The sequence below is a fragment of the Falsihalocynthiibacter sp. BN13B15 genome, from assembly GCF_041205415.1.
Lineage (GTDB): Bacteria > Pseudomonadota > Alphaproteobacteria > Rhodobacterales > Rhodobacteraceae > Falsihalocynthiibacter > Falsihalocynthiibacter arcticus.
The window spans coordinates 62,732-82,215 of record NZ_JBGFCE010000006.1 but is presented as its reverse complement, the minus strand read 5'-3'; the positions used below and the strand labels follow the sequence as shown (position 1 = coordinate 82,215).

Sequence of the window (19,484 nt, the reverse complement as noted above, 5' to 3'; positions counted from 1 at the left end):
TTATCCCTTTGTACTCGTTGCCCAATATATGAGCCCTTATTCCACCTGTTGGTTACATTATGGTCAATGAATCGGGCAAAATTTGGAAGGAAGCGTGAGGTTTTTAAGTGTGTGGGCCTTTATTTTTCATCCAAAGGCTGAATTTTGACGGATAACTGCGCTCGTCGTCCAATTCTTAGTAACTCCTGTGCCTTTTTCTTGGCAAGGGGTTCGGTTGGAGGCGTGAGAAGGAGGCGTCCGTACAAAGCCCGCGATTCGTCTTCTAGGATCAACCGGATGAAAGTGGAGTCGCGCCAGTCGGCAGCCCTTTGATGAAGGTCGTGCAACACGGGGTCCGCGTGAAGCTGGGCCAAGAGGGGGGCGGACAGGCCACGGTGGCGCAAAATACTATCGTCATGCGCTTGGTTGAAGTTACGCTCGACCCAATAGTCCATCCCCATCAGTTTTTCGCCACGGTTCACCCGACCCCGTGCGCGTTTGAGCACATAGCTTTGGCGCGCACCTAGGGCATAGTGGTTGAGTTGGGCCAGCAGATAATTGTCGCGGCCGAATTGATTAAACAGTCGACGGGTTTTGATTGGCGGGTCGAGAATTTCCTTGCCGCGCGTGTCGAACCATCGCGCCTCATCAAGACGGGATTTGTCGGGGCTACGGGGGCGGTGAACGCCAATTTTCGAATAGATTCCGTCGTTTTTAAACAGTGTTTTGAACATTGACGCCCGCCAAGGCCAATACAGAACGGCGGGGGCGGCTTGTTGAAATTGCTCGGTAACAGGCGCATCCACAAAGGCATCCACATCGGCGTTGCCAAACAAGCGCCACGTTAGGGCAAAGGCGGTGGCATCGGGGACGGCGTCCATCAGAGCCTTGAGCGTGCCGTCGCCCACGTGAATATTCACAAACTCGTCGATATCGAGGCACATGAGCCAATCGGCGTTCTGAGTGAGGGGGTGTTTGTCGGCCTGTTTAAGCGCGGACCATTGTATTCCCCCTTCGTCATAGGGGCCAGGATTGGGAATATGCGTCAGGTGGCCTAATTCTTGGAGGCGATCAAGCATGGCATCGGTGCCATCCGTACAATCGTTGGAAAACACGAGGAAGTCTGTGAAACCAATGGCGCGGTGATGGGCGAGCCATTCCAAAAGGAAGGCGCCTTCGTCGCGAACAGTGAGGATGGCGGTAATTTTCATAATCCAAGCCTAGCAGGAAGGGCGCGCAAGCCTAAAGGGGCAATAGGGTCTTGGTCACGGATTTATGAACGGCGGGACAGATCATGCCCCGCCAATCTCAATTCCTCAAAAGAACGCTTGAAGACCAGTTTGTGCTCGCCCAAGGATGAGTGCGTGCACGTCGTGGGTGCCCTCATAGGTGTTGACGGTTTCAAGGTTAACCATATGGCGCATGACTTGGAATTCCTCGGAAATACCGTTGCCGCCGTGCATATCGCGACTCATGCGGGCGATATCGAGGGCTTTGCCGCAATTGTTGCGCTTCATCATCGAGATCATCTCAGGCGCGGCATTGGCAGCATCCATCAAACGGCCTACTTGGAGTGAGCCTTGCAGGCCAAGGGTGATCTCGGTCTGCATATCGGCCAGTTTCTTTTGGAACAATTGGGTCTGGGCGAGGGGGCGGTTGAACTGGTGACGATCAAGGCCGTATTGCCGCGCCGCATGCCAGCAGAATTCGGCAGCGCCCAAAACACCCCAGCTGATGCCGTAACGCGCGCGGTTCAAACAGCCAAACGGACCTTTGAGGCCTTGTACGTTTGGTAGGAGTGCATCTTCGCCGACTTCGACGCCCTGCATGACGATTTCCCCAGTGATAGAAGCACGCAAGGAAAGCTTGCCCGCGATTTTAGGAGCTGTGAGGCCTTTCATGCCTTTCTCAAGGATGAACCCGCGAATTTTGCCGTCATGGGCATCAGATTTGGCCCAGATAACAAAGACATCCGCAATGGGGCTGTTGGAAATCCACATTTTATTACCGGTGAGGCGATAGCCGCCGTCGATCTTCTCGGCGCGGGTTTTCATACCGCCGGGATCGGAGCCCGCGTCGGGCTCGGTGAGGCCAAAACAACCAATCAATGTACCTGCGGCAAGGCCGGGGAGGTATTTCTGGTGTTGTTCGGGGGAGCCGTAAGCATGGATGGGGTACATCACGAGGCTGCTTTGCACGGACATCATCGAGCGATAGCCCGAATCTACCCGCTCGACTTCACGCGCGATCAGCCCGTAGGAGACATAGCCTGCGCCCAAACCACCCAAATCCTCGGGAATCGTTGCCCCCAACAGGCCTGCCGCGCCCATTTCGGCGAAAATTTCGGGGTCTGTGGTTTCTTCGCGGTAGGCTTTGATGATGCGTGGCTGCAGCTTATCCTGTGCAAAATCACGTGCGCCGTCGCGCAACATTTGCTCTTCTTCGGTGAGTTGATCGTTCAGACGAAATGCATCCTCCCAATCAAATTTACCAAGATCGGGGGCGTTTTTTCCAGTGAGATGTTGCATAGTGGGCCTCTTGCAAAAATATCAGTTGCCCATCGGTAGCCCAGCATTTCAGGAAGTGCAATCAGCGCAATTCCAACGAATTCTTTCTGATGTGCATACGTCGGCGCATTTACTGGGTGAAAAAGCGCGTGAAGCACCCAAAAGGCCCCACACCTAAAACGAACCACAGGGTGGCTAGTCGAAAAAACCTTCAAGCTCGGAAATGCCGCTGATTTTTTCAAATTCCGGTTGGTCTTTGATCGGGGCTTCTTCCCATGTGAGGGCCACAATCGCCATAAACTCGGTCTCGCCGGTAAACATGAAAACCGCTTCGTCGCTTTCACTGCTCTGCGCGATGGCGCGGGCTGTGTGACCATATAACAGGTGATCAGAAGTCAATTCAGCGAGGAGCTCTTTTTCAAGCGCTTGGGGGTTTACGGGGGCTTCCCAGCCAGCGGGGAGGGTCAGTCTATCATTGCTCATCCCCAAGGGTTATCGCAGAAATTAGGGGAGTTCCATCCTGAATTTTCGTCACTGACGATTCCCAAAACTGGGTGGCTTGTGGACATCATTCCTTAAAAGGCAGCGGTCTGTTTTAGAAAGCGCGCGGTCTTTGGTCGGTAGGAGGCAGAGGCGAGCGGGCTGTGTGTTGGCCCAATTGGGGCGAAACCGATTGTGGACGTGGGGGGATTTGATAGACTTCATCCAAAGAGGTGAGGAACGTAAATAGGATGACAACCGGATATAACGATATTCCCGAAGTAGCTTTGGCGTGGCACCGCGCAGGTATTGGGGCTGCCTTGGCCACAGTGGTCGAGACGTGGGGCTCTGCGCCGCGCCCTGTGGGCAGTCAACTTGCCATATCAGGAGAGGCGGGGCTTGCGGGGTCTGTGTCTGGGGGCTGTGTTGAGGGGGCCGTTGTGACGGAGGCGCTTGATGCCCTTGAGGATGGCAAACGCCGGATCTTGGAGTTTGGTGTGTCCGATGACGAGGCCTTCGCGGTTGGTCTGGCATGTGGGGGGCGTATACGGGTGATGGTAGAGCCTGTAGGGAGCGCGCTGCCTTTAGATATCTTGGAGGCCTTAGTTGCCAAACGTGCGGCACGGGAGCCTGTGGCCTATGTGGTCAATACCGAGGAGGGGAATGTATCCCTTGCCCAGTATAACACCCATGAAGCAAGGTTTCGGGCGGATAGGTCGGGATTTGAGGAAGATGGGCAAACGTTTATTGGTCTGCACAACCCGCCCCTACGCATGGCGATTGTCGGCGCGGTTCATATTGCGCAACCCTTGGTGGGAATGGCGCGCGCCGCTGGGTATGATCCCTATGTGATCGACCCGCGCGCGGCCTTTGCCACTCAAGAGCGGTTTCCCGACGATAAAGTCGAAAGCGAAGCATGGCCCGATGAGGCGCTGACCGCATGGGGGATTGATACGCGTACGGCCGTCATCACCCTGTCGCATGATCCCAAAATAGATGACCCCGCCATAACCACTGCCCTTGCATCACAGGCGTTTTATATCGGTTCGCTTGGGTCCACACGCACCCATGCCAAGCGGGTGACACGCCTTGAAGCGGCGGGATTTAGCGCCGAGGATATCGCACGTATTCACGCGCCCGTTGGACTAGATATCGGGGCAAAATCACCTGCGGAGATTGCGATTGCTATCATGGGGGAAGTGACCCGTGTGTTACGGCGCGGCGCATGAAGTTTGGCGAGGTTCCTATAGGGGAGGCTGAGGGCGCGATCCTAGCGCATTCGCATCCGTTACCGAAAGGGCGTTTGCGCAAGGGGCATGTGCTTGAGGCCAAGGATATCGCGGCCCTAGTGGGTATTGGGCGTACATCTGTTGTTGTGGCGCAATTGGAAGCGGGTGACATTGAGGAGAACGATGCCGCGCGGCGGATTGCGGCGGCGTTGGTTCCAGAGGGGAGCGGCCTCCATGTGACGCGCTCTGCGACGGGGCGGGTGAATGTGCTTGCTGCGGGGGCAGGGGTTGCGGAAATTAATGTTGCGGCAATCCATGCGCTGAATGCGATCAACCCGATGGTGACGGTTGCCACCGTTGCGCCTTATGCGCGGATGATTGAGCGCGGGATGGTCGCGACCGTCAAGATCATTGCCTATGGGGTACGTGAAGCTGATGTGGACGCGGCCTGTGACGCGGCGCGGGGAGCGTTGATGCTACATCGCCCCAAATACCAAACCGCGCGATTTATCCAGACTTCCCTTCAGGACGAGGAAACCGACAAAGGGTTCGAAGCCACAAAAACACGGCTTGCCGCGCTGGGCGTGTCGCTCGTGCGCGATGCGATTGTCCCCCATGAAATCGCAGACTTAAGCGCCGCGATCACACAGGCCCGTGGGGACTTTATCCTCATTCTCACAGCCTCAGCCACCTCCGATATCCGCGACACGGCCCCCGCAAGCTTGATTGCCGCGGGGGGGGAGGTAGACGTTTTCGGAATGCCGGTCGATCCGGGGAACTTGCTGTTTTTCGGCACCCTTGACGGGAAACCCGTGATTGGCCTTCCTGGTTGTGCCCGCTCACCCGCCCTTAATGGTGCAGATTGGGTGATGGAGCGGCTTCTGTGCGGAGTAGCGGTCACGCAGCAAGATATTTCACATATGGGGGTTGGGGGGCTTCTGAAAGAAATTGCAACCCGCCCCCATCCAAGGGACCTTAAAATTTAGGCGAGGATTGGCGTTTTTTTGTGTTTACCCGCATGTTTGTGTTTTCAGCACGGAGGGAGCATGATTAACCTAGATAAAATATGAAACGGAGGAATGAACCCATGGTGAAAGTCAGCATGTCGGTGAACGGCAAGCCAGCGGAAGCAGAGGTCGAGGGACGCTTGTTGTTGTCGCATTATTTGCGCGACAATTTGCGCCTTACGGGGACACATATTGGATGTGACACCAGCCAATGCGGCACGTGTGTTGTGCATGTCGATGGTAAGGTCGTGAAGTCCTGCACGATGTTCGCCGCCGAAGCCGAAGGCAAAGAGGTTACCACGATTGAAGGGATGGCCAACCCCGATGGCAGCTTGAGCAAAATTCAAGCAGCCTTCCAAACACACCATGGCCTTCAATGCGGATTTTGCACTCCGGGCATGGTGATGTCGACCGCAGCCCTCCTTAAACGAAATCCAGATCCAAGCGAGACAGAAATTCGCGACTATTTGGAGGGAAATATTTGCCGCTGCACCGGTTACCATAATATTGTGCAAGCGATTCAGGCGGCAGCAGCCAGCTAGTTCCGAAGTCTTTAGGTGTGAAGGGCGACGGGGGCGAGGGCAATTGGATCGCTGCTTTGCAACAGAGCGCTAAGAATGTAACCTAAATGGGTATGACACTGTCGCCTTGGCGCGTTTTGGGCCGCACTGCAGGCCACGCCTGTCGCACAACAGTAGGACGGGAATAGGAGAGAACGATGTATGCATTTGAAATCGAGCGGCCAACCACGGTCGCACAGGCCGTAGAAGCGCTCAAAAACGAGGTTGCACAGGCGCTGGGCGGTGGTCAAACTCTGATCCCGACCCTCAAACAGCGTCTCGCTGCGCCGGAAGTCCTCGTGAGCCTTTCGGGAATTGCCGAAATGCAGGGGATATCGGTTTCCGAAGGTACGATTTTAATCGGCGGTGGGGTTACCCATGACGATGTTGCCATCGGCGCAATGGCCTATCCAACGCTCGCGGCTCTCGCGGGGGGGATCGGCGATCCAGCTGTGCGCAATCGCGGTACCCTTGGCGGCAGCCTCGCCAACAACGACCCTTCCGCCTGTTACCCCGCTGCGGCGTTGGCATCGGGCGCGACGATCACGACGAATGCGCGCGAAATTCAGGCGGATGACTATTTTCAAGGGATGTTTGAGACCGCCTTGGATGACGGCGAAATCGTTGTTGCCGTGAGCTTTCCAATCCCAGAAGGGGCGAGCTATCAAAAATTCGTGCAACCAGCCTCGCGCTTTGCGCTGGTCGGTGTCTTTGTCGCGAAATATGCCGACGGGGTGCGCGTCGCGGTAACCGGCGCGGCCGAGGAGGGCGTTTTTCGGTGGCGCGAAGCAGAAGCGGCCCTGTCGGCCGATTTCTCGGCAGCAGCTTTAGAAGGGCTTTCCCACCCAGCAGAGGGGATGATCGGCGACATGCATGGCAGCGCAGAATACCGCGCCCATTTGATCAAGGTTTTAGCAAGCCGCGCAGTGGTAGACATGGCGTAACTTGGCCGCGATGAGAATAGAGCACGCCCTGAGGGAAACCTCGGGACGTTTTTTTTGATATCTTCCATTTTATCAATAGCCTTCGAGGGAATGATCACAGCGGGGAGAGGCAGGTTTTGCATGGGAATATCGGCGGATTTTAGCCCCAATTCAAGGATATGCGCCAGATATTGCCGATTTTTGAACACAGAAACTTTACCTCGTCTTGTAAAGAAACGCTCAAACCTTATTTCGGTAGCAGAGGCAAAACCGCCTTCAATAAACAGATTGTTATTAGGAGAAGTCCACAATGCGTATCGCAGTTATTTCAGCTCTTTGCATCGCAAGTGTAACCGCCACCCAAGCCGCAGCCCAAGATTGGTCTGCTGAAGTTTACGGAGGGGGAACCTTCGAGGGCGACCTCGCAGTTGGAGGCACAGATGAAAAAGTCGACTCCGGTACGACATATGGTGGTGGCCTTTATTACTCCGGTCTCGGCGGGATGGATGCCCTCGAATTGGGTTTCGATTTGAGCCGCACCAACGCGGATTACAAAACGTCCGGTGAAGATCTCCAATCAACCGCCGCTATGGCTATAGCGCGCTATAGCTTCGTCAACAGTGGCCCGCTCAAAGCTTATGGCGCACTTGGTCTCGGTTGGGTTGAAACAGCCTCTGCGGGCGACGAGGACTCCGGCCTTGGTGGTCGTGCGGCGCTGGGCATCAGCTATGACGTGAGCGAAACAATTGGCGTATTCGGCGAAGTTCGGCACACGCGCGCCTTTGACAGCTCCACACTGAATGGTGTGTCGGGTATCGAAAATCGCAACAACGCAGTTGTTGTAGGTCTTAGCACCCAGTTCTAACGCCATTCGTGCACGTCTTCCCAGATGTAAGCACATTTTGACGTTAGGAGAAGGCCCTCGAATTTCGGGGGCCTTTTTCTTTGCCTACTGATTCCAACAAAAAAGGCCCCCGAAAACGGAGGCCCTTTGGTGAACTTTTGGTGACTTACTTCGGAAGGGGGCCGATCATCATGATCATTTGGCGGCCTTCCATTTTCGGCATGCTCTCGACTTTACCTTGTTCTTTGGTGTCATCGGCAACACGTTCCAAAAGCTGACGTCCCAAGTTTTGGTGCGCCATTTCGCGCCCTCGGAACCGTAGGCTGATTTTTACTTTGTCGCCGTTTTCCAAGAATTTGTAAACGTTACGCATCTTGACATTATAGTCATTAATATCCGTGTTCGGACGGAACTTAACCTCTTTAATCTCAATGATTTTTTGCTTTTTCCGCGCTTCGTTCTCGCGCTTTTGCGTTTCGTATTTGAACTTGCCAAAATCCATGATCTTGCAAACCGGAGGGATCGCGTTTGGCGAGATTTCCACCAGATCTAATCCGGCTTCTTCGGCCATGACCATGGCACGTGCAGGCGTTACAACGCCGCCGTTTTCACCATCAGCGCCAATAAGACGGATTTCTGTTGCGCGGATTTTATCGTTGATACGAGGGCCCGTGTCGCGTTGCGGCGGGGCGTTATGTGGCTTGCGAGCTATGGCTTTGATCCTTTGATCGTTGTGGTTACTTTGCGGAACTTAATATCGTGCGCGGCTTCTTACAACCCAGTAAACGCGCGGAATGGGCGATCTGATGCCGGATTCGTTGAATGAATCGTTCATTGCTGTTGCACCGACCCCAATTGATGCTAAATGCACAGCTATATGCCGCATCTAAAGGATTATAGAGATGAACAAAACTTGGATTATTGCCGCACTTATCATCGCCGCCGGATTGGGTGGATATACTTATTATTCCAACCAAGAAGCTGCGAAAGAAGCCGCTGAGCAAGCTGCCGAAGCTGCAAAAGAAGCTTCGGAAGAAGCTGCAGAAGCTGCAAAGAAAGCTACAGAAGAAGCTGCTGAGGCCGCAAAAGTGGCTGCAGATGCCGCTCAAAAAGCGACAGAAGAAGCTGCTGAAGCAGTAGAAGAAGCCGCTGAAGAAGCTGCTGAAACCGCAACGGATGCGGTGGATGATGCTGTGGAAGCCGTAACGGACGCTGCAAGTGATACAACGGATGCCGCAACGGATGCTGCTACAGACGCAACAGATGCCGCAACGGATGCGACAGACGAAGTTGAAGCTGCTGCTGACGACGCAGCCACTGATATGGCTGATGCTGACCCATTGTCGGCTGAAGGCTTCGACCTCGACAAAGTCAATGCGATGATCGACGGATCAAGCCTTGATGTAGTTCAAAAAACCACGTTGAAAACAACGGTGAAAGCCGCCAGTAACAACCCTGATCTTTTGAAAGCTACACTTGCTCAAGTGAAGTCTGCTTTGGGACTTTGATCGCGATCTGCCGCGCTTAACTGCGCGGCAATCGCATAAAAAAAGCGCCGTGAGAGTGATCTCGCGGCGCATTTTTTATTTTTATTTTGGGGTGTTAGCCAACAAAGGCTTTTTCCACCACAAACTCTTTAGGTTCGGAATTGGCCCCTTCGCGCAAACCTGCCGCTTCCAGAATTTCGGTGATATCCTTGTTGAGGCCCATTGAGCCACACACCATCGCGCGGTCGGATGCCGGATCAAGGGGGGGGATGCCCAAGCGCTCAAAGATTTCGCCAGATTTCAAATGATCGGTAACGCGGCCCATCACGGGGCTCTCTTCGCGGGTCGTCGTGGGGTAGTATTTCAACTTGCCCTCGATCATTTCGCCAATCAGCGGGTCCGCCTCGAGGCTCTCGACCAACTGACGACCATACTCAAGCTCGGCGACCTCGCGGCACGTATGCGTTAGGATGATCTCGTCGAATTTCTCATAGGTCTCGGGGTCGCGGATCAAACTCGCGAAGGGGGCAAAGCCGGTTCCCGTCGCGAAGAAATACACACGTTTGCCTGGCAGAAGCGCGTCATGCACGAGGGTGCCGACTGGCTTGGGACGCAAAATAAGTTCGTCGCCGACCTTAATGTGCTGCAATTTGCTCGTGAGTGGGCCGTCCTGAACCTTGATGGAATAGAACTCCAACTCCTCGTCCCAGCTTGGGGAAGCAATGGAATAGGCGCGCAAAAGCGGCTTGCCGTTGTCGCCCATTAGGCCAATCATCACAAACTCACCGGAGCGAAAACGAAACGACGCGGGACGTGTAACGCGGAAGGAAAAAAGGCTATCCGTCCAATGTGTTACGGCAGTAACGGTCTGCGCATTGGGGAGCGCTTTTACGGGTTTAACGGGGGTATCAGTCACGGTTACCTGTTCATTCATATCTGTATCGCAAAGCGGCGCTTTGCCCTCTGTGTCTGGTCTATAAGGGATTTTGTGCGGCGTTTCTAGGCGCGTAGCCGCGACTGATAGTCATGGTCTTGCCATTTCACGCGAAACGCCCACTCCTCGGCGGGTTGACGGGCCGCGAGGGCGTCAGAAATTTCCACTTCGTCAAAACCTGAGCGGCGGGCCATAGCGTATTGATCCGAGATCACATGCCCCTTGGCGCGTAGGCGGCCCACAAATCCCATCAAGCGCAAACGGCGCGCGATGGTGAAGCCGCGCCCATCGGCGGAGGAGGGAAAATCCACGCGGATCATGTCGATATCCGACAAATGACCCTCGAGGCTAGCAGGGTCGCAATCGCTCGGAAGGTCAACGGCGACATTGATAGCGCCTTTGGCAACGGGAAGGTCTTCGAGCGTGAGAAAGGCATCGACCCAATCGTCGGTTCCAAAGCCACTGTCGTTAATCAGTACTGTCATTGTCCGGCTCCTTGGGTCGCTGAGACCGAGGTTTGTTCCACAGGTAGGGGGCCGCGCACCATTTTGCCATCGACAAAGTGGATGCCGCATTCGACCTTTTCTTGGCCGCGCCAACGGCCCGATCTAGGATCTTCGCCTTCGGCGACGGGGCTTGTGCAGGGCGCACAACCAATCGAGGGGTAGCCTTTGGCCACTAAGGGGTGGCGCGGCAGGCGGTTGTTTTCCATATAGGCCCGCAAATCTTCAGGCGCCCAATAAGCGAGAGGGTTAACTTTGATACGCGTGTCATCTTCGTTTTCAAAGAAATCCAGAGCGACACGGCTCCCCGCTTGAAAGCGTTTGCGCCCTGTAATCCAAGCGTCAAATCCGCCCAATGCCTTTTGCAAGGGCTCCGTTTTGCGCAGGGAACAGCATGCGTCCGTATCGCGCTGATTAAGTGTGCCGTCGGGATCGATCTCGGCGATATCGGCGTCACTCGCGCGGATGACTTGCACATTGGTCAGGCGCAAACGCTCAGATAACTCCATTTGATACTCAAGCGTTTCCGTAAAAAGCATTTCCGTGTCGATAAAGACGATCGGCGTGCTGCGATCCATGATCGAAATCATGTGCAACAGCACCACAGATTCTGCCCCGAAGGATGAAACCAAGCCAATACGTCCGACTTGCGGGTCGCTCAACGCACGTTCAAGGACCGCCGTTGCGCCGTGATGGGCATAGCGCGTGTTGAGTTGCGCAACCCGCTCTACGACCGAAAGGTTCAGTGGATCATGCAGCATTACGCTTCGCAGCCTCCGGATAAAGGACGTCTTTGAACGGCGCCATGCCCAAGCGGCGGAAAGTCGCGAGGAATGTTTCATCGTGGTTTAGACGCAAATCAAGATAGCCCATGATCAGACGTTCAATCGCAGGGACAATCTCGTCATAAGCAAATCCAGGGCCTGCGCGTTCGCCGATCACGGTTGTTTCTGTACCGTCACCGCCAAGGGTGATTTGGTAGTTCTCGACGCCAGCGCGATCTAGACCAAGGATGCCGATATGGCCCACGTGGTGGTGACCACAGGCATTGATGCAGCCTGAGATTTTGATTTTGAGCGCGCCAATTTCATGCTCCAGTTTTAACTCGTCAAACCGTGTAGCAATTTTCTGGGCCACGGGAATGGAACGGGCCGTTGCGAGGGCGCAATAATCCATGCCGGGGCAGGCGATAATGTCGGAAATCAGCCCGATGTTGGCTGTCGCCAAGCCCGCGGCGCGCAATTCGGCGTGAATCGCGGGTAGGTGGCGTTTGTGAACATGCGGCAGGATCACGTTCTGCTCATGGCTGATGCGCAATTCATCGTGCGCATAATCCCGCGCGACCTGTGCCAATACGCGCATTTGCGCGCTGGTTGCGTCGCCGGGGGTTTCGCCATGTGCCTTGAGCGAGATTGTCGCGATTGCGTAACCAGAATGTTTGTGCGGCGACAGGTTGGTGTCGGCCCACGCGCGAAACAGTGGATCCGCATTGTAAGCAGCATCATAGGCGTCGTCCGGCGCGTCCGAATAGATTGGGGGTGCAAAATACGTCGCGATTTCAGTAAGCAAAGCCTGATCGCCACCCGCAAAGGTTGGGCGCAATTCGGCGAAACGCTCTTCTACAAGGGCACGAATGGTATCGAGGCCATTTTCGTGGACCGTGATTTTTAGGCGAGCTTTATATTTATTATCCCGACGTCCCAAGAGGTTATAAACGGAAAGGACAGCCTCAACATAGGGCAACAAAACCTCGCGCGGCAAGAAGTCGTTAAGGACCTTACCCACCATTGGCGTGCGGCCAAGGCCACCCCCTATGAGGATTTGATAGCCTGTTTCTCCAGCATCATTTTCAACGATATTGACCGCCAAATCGTGAGATTTCAGAACCGCGCGATCCGCTTTGCTTGCGCCAACTGCGATCTTGAACTTGCGGCCCAAGAATTGAAACTCGGGGTGGTCGGTGGACCATTGACGCAAAAGCTCGGCTACGGGACGTGGGTCTTCGATTTCGTCAACAGCAGCCCCCGCAAACGGGTCGCTGGTGACGTTGCGAATGGTGTTGCCGGAGGTCTGGTTCGCGTGCATTTGCACATCGGCCAGCGCGTCGAGCATATCTGGCACGTCCGACAGTTTGGGCCAGTTGTATTGGATGTTCTGACGCGTGGTAAAGTGGCCATAGCCTTTGTCCCACGTGTCGGCAATATAAGCGAGCTGGTCCATTTGCGCGGAGGAAAGCGAGCCGTAGGGGATGGCCACGCGCAGCATATAGGCGTGAAGCTGGAGATAGAGACCGTTCATCAAACGTAGGGGTTTGAATTCGTCCTCTGTGAGGCTGCCCGAAATGCGACGTTCAACTTGTTTGCGGAATTGTGCGGTGCGTGCGCGCAGGAAAGCTTCGTCAAAATCGTTGTACTTATACATTTGGGAGCTCCGCCTGTTTTCCGTGGTTGTAGTTTGAGGGGCCAGCTGCGCGAAATTCTTCGCGGAAGTGGACAGGGACGGGGCCCGCATCGCTTGCGACAGCATCCGCAAGGTAGGCCCCGACAATCTGACCTACTTGAGCTTCGGCCAATTGAAGGCGCACCGCAGCGCGCACTTCGTCGGTGAGTAGTTCAGCATCTGCATGCCGATGCGCCCATTTGCCATCGGCGCTGAGATAGACCACATCCCCAGAGATGAGTTCATTGGCGGTGACAACTTTTGGCGTAAAAGCTCGGGCCATTACAGAAGCTCCTTTGGTTCGGGGACGCGAGGTTTTATGGCCTCAAACTCAAACGAATTTTGAGATTGCGTCTAAATACGTTGATACTGACCTCTAATATAGGATATTTTCCCTAATTATTGCTATGCCCTCTTGCTAATAAGGAAGAATGTTCCGATTGTCGCGCGCAGAAGAACATGAGTTCTGGAATTAGGAAGGAATTGGGATGGCTGTCCGTTTGGATGATGTAGATCGGAAAATCCTGAGTGAGCTGCAGCGCGATGCTGCGCAGTCTTTGGATGATATCGCGACGAAAGTGGGTAGTTCCAAGACACCGGTTTGGAATCGTATCAAGAAAATGAGGGAGGCCAAAATCATCGGCCAGCAAACGGTGGTTCTTGATGCGGAGGCGCTTGGGTTTGAAGCCTGCTTCTTTGTTCTAATCCGCACGTCAGAGCATGAAGGGGAGTGGCAACAGGCCTTCCTGAAGGCGCTGCTTGAACGTCCCGAAGTGCAAGAAGCGCATCGCCTCGCGGGCGAGATCGATTATATTCTAAAAGTGCGGGTCAAGAATGCGCGGGCTTATGATGTGTTTTACCAAGCCCTGATTTCGGAAGTGCGCATTTACAATGTGACGGCGCTGCTTTCGATGGAAGAGATCAAATCGACAACGATGTTGCCGCTTTAGGGTTTTGCCGAAGAGCCGCCGAGAAAGGCATCGAGCCTTCCTCGGCGGCGGTGCTCATTGCAGGCGTCAGCGCGTTAACATGAGGCGGTCCAAACCGCGGAAATGGTAGATCGGCGCGTATTTCGGCTTTTGGGCGAGTGCCAAATTCGGCATGCGTTCAAACAAAATCGGGAGCGACGTTTGCAGCTCCAACCGGCCAAGGGGTGCGCCGATGCAGAAATGCGCGCCAGCCCCGAAACTTGCGTTAACTTGTTTGAAGCGTTGTGGCTGGAATTGGTCTGCGGCCTCCCATCTTTGCGGGTCGCGGTTTGCCGCGGCGAGCAGGCAGGCGATGCGATCCCCGCGCGAAAACCTATGCGGGCCAATGTCGACATCTTCATAAACATATCGCGTAAACATATGCAGGGGCGGGTCATAACGGAGCATTTCTTCGACGGTTTTTTCGATCGTATCTGACGTCACCACCTCTGCCGAAAAATCGTTCTGGAGCATGGCTTTGAGGCCGTTACCTAACGTATGAACCGTTGCCTCATGCCCCGCGTTTAGCAATAAAACACAGGTCGCAATTAGCTCGTCGGTTGACAGTTTTTCGCCGTCTTCTTCTGCGGCAATCAGGTGGGTAATCAAATCGTCTTGGGGTTTGTCACGCCGAAACGCGATATAGTCGCGCAAGAAGTCAGAAAACGCGCGGCCTGCAGTTGCCGCCGCAATTTCGTCTTCCGTGGTACGCCCCGCTTTATACATGCCAACAATCGCGTGGGACCAAGCGAGGAGGTCAGGTGCGCGCTCTTCTGGCACGCCTAAAAATCGCGCGATAACGATGACGGGAAGTGGTTCGGCAAAATGCTTGATGAGGTCAAATTCCCCCTCAGGCAAGCGGTCGATTAACTCATGTGCAAGCTGAGCGATTTCTGGCCCCAAAGAGGCAATGCGGCGACTGGTGAAGGCGCGTAAAACGAGGCCGCGCAAGCGGGTGTGACGCGGCGGCTCCAATTCCAACATCGAGTGGTTCTCGATAGCCCAAAATCCAGCCTGATGGGCAGGGGGGGCAACAGCCATTTCGGCTGGAACTTCGCGGCCCATACGACGGTCGCGCAGGATCGCATTTACTGCAGCATAGGAAACAGCACAGGGCATGTCATAGTCGGTCCAATGAAACATTGAGCCACATTCCCGCGCGCGTTCGTAAAATGGATAGGGGTCTTGAACAAATGCGGGGTCTGTTGGCGATTGGGAAAGTGTTTTCATGGAAGCCTCGTGAAGTTGAAAACCCAACCTTTCAAATGCGGGTGGTCAAGGCAAGGGCGGATGCCTATCCTGTGGCAAAAGGGGAGCCTATGCCACGTCGTTTTGGTGCAATTATCGCGTATTTATGTGCCGTTACCGGATTTTCGGCGCTGGTTTGGTGGTTTGCTTTTACGGCGGCCCTTACGCCGCTGGCGGAACGTGGACACGCGGACCTTTCGCTTGCATCGGATCGGTTGGTGGGGGAGTTGCAAAGGTTTCAGCAGGTTGGGGTTTTGCTCGCAGATCATCCGTCGCTTTTGAGTCTTGCAAAAGGCGGAGTCGACCCAGACACTTTTTCAGTTTTGCTCGAAGCTGCGGACAAAACAGGCCCGCTTGAGATATTTTTGGTGGGGGCTAATGGCGAGGTTTTGGCAAGCTCTGAAGGGGTAAAGACCAACGAGAGAAACCAAAACTCAAAGGCATATTTTCAGCGTGCGATGGATGGTGCCTTGGGGGCATCCCATTTTTTAATCGAGGATATAGGCGCGCGAATTTTCTATTTTTCTGCGCCGCTGCTCGCGGGAGGTGCCCCCTTTGGCGCGGTGGTTGTCAAAGTCGATATCGAGGCCGTTGAGGAGAGTGATTGGCGAGGGGATCCGCAGGCGATCTTCTTCACGGATGAGGCGGGTGTGGTCTTTGTTTCAAACCGTTCAGAACTGCTGTTTCGGGAACGCAACGCATTGATCCCCTTAGAGAACCCGCATCCGTTCCTTGAACATTCTACGCAGATTATTTCTGGCCATGAGATTTGGCGCACAAATGGGTGGCCGTATATCCCTGCGCGGGCTTTGCATTTGACGCAACCCGTACCGGTGATCGGGATGACGGGCGAAGTGTTGATTTCCACAGCGCCCGCAGAACGAAATGCATGGCTTCAAGCACTTGTGGCGGCGGCGCTTTGTGTGACGTTTGGCGCGTTTCTGTATCTGGCCTCTGAGCGCAGGCGAGGGTTGGCGGACCTTTTGGCAGTCGAAGCAGAAGCCAAAGCTGAGCTAGAGGGGCGGGTCCAATTGCGCACCCAAGAGCTCTCAAATGCGAACACGGATTTACGCCGTGAAATTACCGAACGCGAGGAGGCAGAATCCGCCTTGAAACAGGCGCAAGCCGATCTCGTTCAGGCTAGCAAACTCACCGCCCTTGGGGAAATGTCGGCAGGGATTAGCCACGAATTAAACCAACCACTGATGGCCATTCGCTCGTTTGCAGAAAACGCCGAGGTGTTTTTGGAGCGGGGGAATACCGAAGTTGCAGGCCAAAACCTCGCGAGGATTAGTGAATTGTCGCGCCGCATGGGGCGCATAATCAAAAACCTGCGTGCCTTTGCGCGGCAAGAATATGAGCCGATTACGAATGTCGACATTTGTTCCGTTGTTGATGCGGTTTTGGAGATGAGTGAAGAGAGACTTTTGCGGGAAGACATTGCCGTGGATTGGCAACGGCCCCAAACCAGCATTTGGGCGCGTGGTGGCGAGGTGCGTTTGCAGCAGGTTTTGACCAATCTTTTGGCCAATGCCGCGGATGCAATGGACGCGAGCGCGCTTAAGAAAGTATCCATTCGGATTGACACACAACCTGAGACTTGTCGCATCCATCTGCGTGATTTTGGCCCCGGAATTGACGCCCCCGAAAAGATTTTCGACCCGTTTTATTCGACCAAGAAAATTGGGGCCGCCGAAGGCATGGGGCTTGGGTTGAGTATCTCATATGGCTTGATCCAAAGCTTTGGGGGGAATATCCGTGGGCGTAACCATCTAGAGGGCGGCGCGGAATTCATTGTGGAATTGGCGGCGGCTCGAACCGGTGTGCAGGAGGAATAAGCGCGTGATTTCAAGGGTTTTGCTGGTAGATGACGATGCGCATGTGCGCGAAGCTTTGGGGCAAACACTCGCCTTGAACGATCTTGTACCGACACTTGCTGCGAGTTTTATCGAAGCAAAAGACCACATTTCGGCGGGCTTTCAGGGAGTTATACTAAGCGATATTCGGATGCCAGGAAAAGATGGGTTCCACCTTTTGGAATACACCCAGAATATTGATCCCGATTTGCCAGTTATCCTACTGACGGGCGAGGGCGATGTGCCGATGGCTGTGCGGGGTATTTCGGCGGGCGCGTTCGATTTTATTGAAAAACCTTGTGCGCCCCAAGACCTAGTGCTCGCTGTCCAAAAAGCATTACGCACGCGTAGTCTCGTACTTGAAAACCGACGTCTAAAACAGCAGCTAGAAAAGGGGGATGCAGCGGAGCGGATGCTCTTTGGACAATCAAAGCCGGCGGATGAGTTGCGAAACCGCGTGCGCATCGTTGCTGCAACCAACGCGGATGTGTTGATCGCAGGTGTGACAGGTTCGGGCACGTCCAAAGTGGCGGAAGTGATCCACCTGTTATCCAACGTTGCGATGTCGACCTTTGATAAAATTGCAGCTTCGGAGTTGAGCGTCGATGCGTTGGAAGGCGCGTTGGCCCAAGCGAAAGACGGAAGCCTGTTTATTGACGGTATTGCATCCTTGCCACCCGCAACGCAGTTCGCGCTTTTGCAGCACATGGAGTTGGGTACGGGGGCGCGAATTTTGGCGGGCACGTACAAAGATTTGTCAGAGTATGTCGAACATGGACGGTTTAATGAGGAGCTGTTTTTTCTCCTCGATGTGATGCGTGTGCGTATTCCAAGCCTGCGCGAGCGCCCGGAGGACATCCCCGTGCTGTTTCGCAATTATGTGCTGTTGGCTTGCGAACAGGCTGCTTTGCCTGTCCCAGAAATTACACCAGAGGTCATTGCACGCCTTATGGCGCAGGAATGGCCGGGGAATGCGCGCGCCTTGATGAATGCGGCAATGCGGTTTGCAATGGGGTTTGCCGAGGTCGAAGTTGCGGATGATCTGGGCCTTGCTGAGCAGTTGTCGCGTGTCGAGCGCTCGTTGTTGACCGAGGCGCTGCGCAAGCACAAAGGCAACGCCAGTGAAGTCGCACGGGTTTTGAAACTGCCTCGCAAGACATTGTACGATAAGTTAACGCGTCACGGGATTCGTGCGGAAGTGTATCGATAAATCTGTGTGAAAAACCGCACAGTTCGGTTTTGACGGTGTGTGGAATTTCGCCAATTTGAGGAACGCAATTAGAATAGATGATATTTTTGGAGATATAACGCTCTGTTTTTTAAGCACTCTTTCCTAAAGGGACCCGCGGAAATATTTTTCCTTGAACGTGCACCGTCTGCGCGTGTTTGGTGTGGCATGGTTCATTCGAGCCAACATAATCGGACTTTGGGAGGAGCCCTCGCATGAAATTTATTACTGCAACTGCCGCAATCGTGGCCGCATCTTTTACCGCTAACGCTGCCGCAGCGAGCTGTGAAGAAGGCGAAATCGTCATCAAATTCGCGCACGTAACCGCCGCCGTGAACCACCCGAAAGGGATCGCCGCTTCGTTGCTTGAAAGCCGCGTGAATGAAGAAATGAACGGCGTCGCCTGTATGGAAGTCTATCCAAACTCCACGCTATATGATGACAACAAAGTTCTTGAAGCGATGCTGCAAGGCGATGTCCAATTGGCCGCGCCGAGCCTCTCAAAATTTGAGAAGTTCACCAAGCAATACCGCATTTTCGATCTACCCTTCATGTTCAAAAACGTCGCCGCCGTTGACGAGTTCCAATTCTCAGAAGCGGGCCAAGCGATGAAGGACTCCATGCAAAACCGTGGCCTTCAAGGGCTTCAATTCTGGCACAATGGCATGAAGCAATTGTCCGCGAACAAACCGCTTATTTTGCCAACAGATGCAGAAGGTCTAAAATTCCGGGTGCAATCAAGCGACGTGCTTGTTGCACAAATGGATGCCATCGGCGCTTCCCCACAAAAAATGGCTTTCGCAGAAGTTTACGGCGCGTTGCAGCAGGGCGTTGTTGATGGTCAAGAAAACACTTGGACCAACATCTTCGGCAAGAAGTTCTTTGAAGTTCAAGATGGTATCACCGAAACCAATCACGGTATTCTCGACTATATGGTCGTAGCGTCTGTGGATTGGCTGGACAGCTTGGATGCCGATGTGCGGGATCAACTCCTTACAATCCTTGAGGAAGTGACCGTCTCGCGCAATGCCGAGGCGACTATGCTTAACGAAGAAGCCAAAGCTAGTGTTATTGCTGCGGGGAGTGAAGTTCGCGAACTCACAGTTGAGCAGCGTGCCATTTGGGTCGAAGCAATGAAGCCTGTTTGGGAGCAATTCTCCGGCGACGTTGGACAAGAAAATATCGACGCAGCACAAGCGATCAACGCAGGTCTATAAGAACTTCTGGCGCGGAGAGCCTCGGCTTTTCGCGCCCTTTTTCCATCTAAATTTCCGTGTAAGTGCGGCAAAAAA

General features: G+C 54.3%; 20 protein-coding genes. 10 read left to right on the top strand and 10 right to left on the bottom strand.

Annotation, left to right across the window (positions count from 1 at the left end):
* Positions 1 to 119 precede the first annotated feature (119 nt).
* From AB9F26_RS11935 to AB9F26_RS11925, 3 genes are all read right to left on the bottom strand, one after another.
* Positions 120 to 1,190, bottom strand: coding sequence for a glycosyltransferase family 2 protein (locus AB9F26_RS11935; RefSeq protein WP_369768137.1), 1,071 nt, complete (start codon positions 1,188 to 1,190; stop codon positions 120 to 122).
* Positions 1,191 to 1,295: 105 nt separating this feature from the next.
* Entirely contained in the window at positions 1,296 to 2,507 is a 1,212-nt protein-coding gene (locus AB9F26_RS11930) for an acyl-CoA dehydrogenase (RefSeq protein WP_369768136.1), read from the bottom strand.
* Between the two features lie 174 nt (positions 2,508 to 2,681).
* Positions 2,682 to 2,969, bottom strand: a complete 288-nt coding sequence (locus AB9F26_RS11925; protein WP_335585495.1) for a hypothetical protein — start codon at positions 2,967 to 2,969, stop codon at positions 2,682 to 2,684.
* Positions 2,970 to 3,217: 248 nt separating this feature from the next.
* On the opposite strand from AB9F26_RS11925, the gene AB9F26_RS11920 reads away from it, so the two are divergent.
* From AB9F26_RS11920 to AB9F26_RS11900, 5 genes are all read left to right on the top strand, one after another.
* The gene (locus AB9F26_RS11920; RefSeq protein WP_369754554.1) at positions 3,218 to 4,195 is read left to right on the top strand and encodes an XdhC family protein; all 978 of its coding nucleotides are present in this window, start codon (positions 3,218 to 3,220) and stop codon (positions 4,193 to 4,195) included.
* Complete coding sequence (locus tag AB9F26_RS11915; protein ID WP_369768135.1) at positions 4,192 to 5,181, top strand: molybdopterin-binding protein; 990 nt, start codon at positions 4,192 to 4,194, stop codon at positions 5,179 to 5,181. Before AB9F26_RS11920 ends, AB9F26_RS11915 begins: the two co-directional genes overlap by 4 nt.
* Before the next feature lie 101 nt (positions 5,182 to 5,282).
* Positions 5,283 to 5,744, top strand: coding sequence for a (2Fe-2S)-binding protein (locus AB9F26_RS11910; RefSeq protein WP_369768133.1), 462 nt, complete (start codon positions 5,283 to 5,285; stop codon positions 5,742 to 5,744).
* Positions 5,745 to 5,920: 176 nt separating this feature from the next.
* Positions 5,921 to 6,706: a xanthine dehydrogenase family protein subunit M gene (locus AB9F26_RS11905; protein ID WP_335585491.1), complete on the top strand. Its 786-nt coding sequence runs from the start codon at positions 5,921 to 5,923 to the stop codon at positions 6,704 to 6,706.
* A 289-nt stretch (positions 6,707 to 6,995) separates the two neighbouring features.
* Positions 6,996 to 7,550: an outer membrane beta-barrel protein gene (locus tag AB9F26_RS11900; protein ID WP_335585490.1), complete on the top strand. Its 555-nt coding sequence runs from the start codon at positions 6,996 to 6,998 to the stop codon at positions 7,548 to 7,550.
* A 145-nt stretch (positions 7,551 to 7,695) separates the two neighbouring features.
* Here AB9F26_RS11900 and infC read toward each other — a convergent pair whose 3' ends face one another.
* A complete protein-coding gene (infC, locus tag AB9F26_RS11895) occupies positions 7,696 to 8,241 on the bottom strand; it encodes a translation initiation factor IF-3 (RefSeq protein WP_082802370.1) in 546 nt (181 codons plus the stop codon).
* 190 nt (positions 8,242 to 8,431) lie between these two features.
* Between infC and AB9F26_RS11890 the strand changes: the two genes are divergently transcribed.
* Positions 8,432 to 9,037 carry a hypothetical protein gene (locus AB9F26_RS11890; RefSeq protein WP_369768132.1) on the top strand — a complete coding sequence of 202 codons (606 nt, stop codon included), beginning with the start codon at positions 8,432 to 8,434 and terminating at the stop codon, positions 9,035 to 9,037.
* A 94-nt stretch (positions 9,038 to 9,131) separates the two neighbouring features.
* Here the strand turns inward: AB9F26_RS11890 and AB9F26_RS11885 are convergent, their stop codons facing one another.
* The 5 genes from AB9F26_RS11885 to AB9F26_RS11865 all read right to left on the bottom strand — a co-directional run bounded on the left by AB9F26_RS11885 (position 9,132) and on the right by AB9F26_RS11865 (position 13,175).
* The gene (locus AB9F26_RS11885) at positions 9,132 to 9,950 is read right to left on the bottom strand and encodes a ferredoxin--NADP reductase (RefSeq protein WP_335585488.1); all 819 of its coding nucleotides are present in this window, start codon (positions 9,948 to 9,950) and stop codon (positions 9,132 to 9,134) included.
* 65 nt (positions 9,951 to 10,015) lie between these two features.
* Positions 10,016 to 10,435, bottom strand: a complete 420-nt coding sequence (locus AB9F26_RS11880; protein ID WP_335585487.1) for a DUF934 domain-containing protein — start codon at positions 10,433 to 10,435, stop codon at positions 10,016 to 10,018.
* The gene (locus AB9F26_RS11875; protein WP_335585486.1) at positions 10,432 to 11,214 is read right to left on the bottom strand and encodes a phosphoadenylyl-sulfate reductase; all 783 of its coding nucleotides are present in this window, start codon (positions 11,212 to 11,214) and stop codon (positions 10,432 to 10,434) included. Before AB9F26_RS11875 ends, AB9F26_RS11880 begins: the two co-directional genes overlap by 4 nt.
* Positions 11,204 to 12,874, bottom strand: a complete 1,671-nt coding sequence (locus AB9F26_RS11870; RefSeq protein ID WP_335585485.1) for a nitrite/sulfite reductase — start codon at positions 12,872 to 12,874, stop codon at positions 11,204 to 11,206. Before AB9F26_RS11870 ends, AB9F26_RS11875 begins: the two co-directional genes overlap by 11 nt.
* On the bottom strand, positions 12,867 to 13,175 hold the full coding sequence (locus AB9F26_RS11865; RefSeq protein WP_335585484.1) for a DUF2849 domain-containing protein: 309 nt from the start codon (positions 13,173 to 13,175) through the stop codon (positions 12,867 to 12,869). Before AB9F26_RS11865 ends, AB9F26_RS11870 begins: the two co-directional genes overlap by 8 nt.
* A 205-nt stretch (positions 13,176 to 13,380) precedes the next feature.
* Between AB9F26_RS11865 and AB9F26_RS11860 the strand changes: the two genes are divergently transcribed.
* Positions 13,381 to 13,842, top strand: coding sequence for an Lrp/AsnC family transcriptional regulator (locus AB9F26_RS11860; RefSeq protein ID WP_335585483.1), 462 nt, complete (start codon positions 13,381 to 13,383; stop codon positions 13,840 to 13,842).
* 66 nt (positions 13,843 to 13,908) lie between these two features.
* On the opposite strand, the gene AB9F26_RS11855 is transcribed toward AB9F26_RS11860, so the two are convergent.
* Positions 13,909 to 15,090, bottom strand: coding sequence for a cytochrome P450 (locus AB9F26_RS11855; RefSeq protein WP_335585482.1), 1,182 nt, complete (start codon positions 15,088 to 15,090; stop codon positions 13,909 to 13,911).
* Positions 15,091 to 15,179: 89 nt separating this feature from the next.
* On the opposite strand from AB9F26_RS11855, the gene AB9F26_RS11850 reads away from it, so the two are divergent.
* From AB9F26_RS11850 to AB9F26_RS11840, 3 genes are all read left to right on the top strand, one after another.
* Positions 15,180 to 16,946, top strand: a complete 1,767-nt coding sequence (locus AB9F26_RS11850; protein ID WP_335585481.1) for an ATP-binding protein — start codon at positions 15,180 to 15,182, stop codon at positions 16,944 to 16,946.
* A gap of 4 nt (positions 16,947 to 16,950) precedes the next feature.
* On the top strand, positions 16,951 to 18,174 hold the full coding sequence (locus tag AB9F26_RS11845; RefSeq protein ID WP_369768131.1) for a sigma-54-dependent transcriptional regulator: 1,224 nt from the start codon (positions 16,951 to 16,953) through the stop codon (positions 18,172 to 18,174).
* 233 nt (positions 18,175 to 18,407) lie between these two features.
* Positions 18,408 to 19,409 (top strand): DctP family TRAP transporter solute-binding subunit, encoded by a 1,002-nt coding sequence (locus AB9F26_RS11840; protein ID WP_369768129.1) that lies wholly within the window; start codon positions 18,408 to 18,410, stop codon positions 19,407 to 19,409.
* The last annotated feature ends 75 nt before the right edge of the window (positions 19,410 to 19,484 follow it).

Bases quoted from the DNA above. Each gene is read 5' to 3' on its own strand.
- AB9F26_RS11915 (WP_369768135.1), top strand. From the start codon at position 4,192: ATGAAGTTTGGCGAGGTTCCTATAGGGGAGGCTGAGGGCGCGATCCTA.
- AB9F26_RS11870 (WP_335585485.1), bottom strand. From the start codon at position 12,874: ATGTATAAGTACAACGATTTTGACGAAGCTTTCCTGCGCGCACGCACC.
- AB9F26_RS11885 (WP_335585488.1), bottom strand. From the start codon at position 9,950: ATGAATGAACAGGTAACCGTGACTGATACCCCCGTTAAACCCGTAAAA.
- AB9F26_RS11920 (WP_369754554.1), top strand. From the start codon at position 3,218: ATGACAACCGGATATAACGATATTCCCGAAGTAGCTTTGGCGTGGCAC.
- AB9F26_RS11840 (WP_369768129.1), top strand. From the start codon at position 18,408: ATGAAATTTATTACTGCAACTGCCGCAATCGTGGCCGCATCTTTTACC.
- AB9F26_RS11900 (WP_335585490.1), top strand. From the start codon at position 6,996: ATGCGTATCGCAGTTATTTCAGCTCTTTGCATCGCAAGTGTAACCGCC.
- AB9F26_RS11935 (WP_369768137.1), bottom strand. From the start codon at position 1,190: ATGAAAATTACCGCCATCCTCACTGTTCGCGACGAAGGCGCCTTCCTT.
- AB9F26_RS11875 (WP_335585486.1), bottom strand. From the start codon at position 11,214: ATGCTGCATGATCCACTGAACCTTTCGGTCGTAGAGCGGGTTGCGCAA.
- AB9F26_RS11905 (WP_335585491.1), top strand. From the start codon at position 5,921: ATGTATGCATTTGAAATCGAGCGGCCAACCACGGTCGCACAGGCCGTA.
- AB9F26_RS11890 (WP_369768132.1), top strand. From the start codon at position 8,432: ATGAACAAAACTTGGATTATTGCCGCACTTATCATCGCCGCCGGATTG.
- AB9F26_RS11850 (WP_335585481.1), top strand. From the start codon at position 15,180: ATGCCACGTCGTTTTGGTGCAATTATCGCGTATTTATGTGCCGTTACC.
- AB9F26_RS11855 (WP_335585482.1), bottom strand. From the start codon at position 15,090: ATGAAAACACTTTCCCAATCGCCAACAGACCCCGCATTTGTTCAAGAC.
- AB9F26_RS11910 (WP_369768133.1), top strand. From the start codon at position 5,283: ATGGTGAAAGTCAGCATGTCGGTGAACGGCAAGCCAGCGGAAGCAGAG.
- AB9F26_RS11865 (WP_335585484.1), bottom strand. From the start codon at position 13,175: ATGGCCCGAGCTTTTACGCCAAAAGTTGTCACCGCCAATGAACTCATC.
- AB9F26_RS11930 (WP_369768136.1), bottom strand. From the start codon at position 2,507: ATGCAACATCTCACTGGAAAAAACGCCCCCGATCTTGGTAAATTTGAT.
- AB9F26_RS11925 (WP_335585495.1), bottom strand. From the start codon at position 2,969: ATGAGCAATGATAGACTGACCCTCCCCGCTGGCTGGGAAGCCCCCGTA.
- AB9F26_RS11860 (WP_335585483.1), top strand. From the start codon at position 13,381: ATGGCTGTCCGTTTGGATGATGTAGATCGGAAAATCCTGAGTGAGCTG.
- AB9F26_RS11880 (WP_335585487.1), bottom strand. From the start codon at position 10,435: ATGACAGTACTGATTAACGACAGTGGCTTTGGAACCGACGATTGGGTC.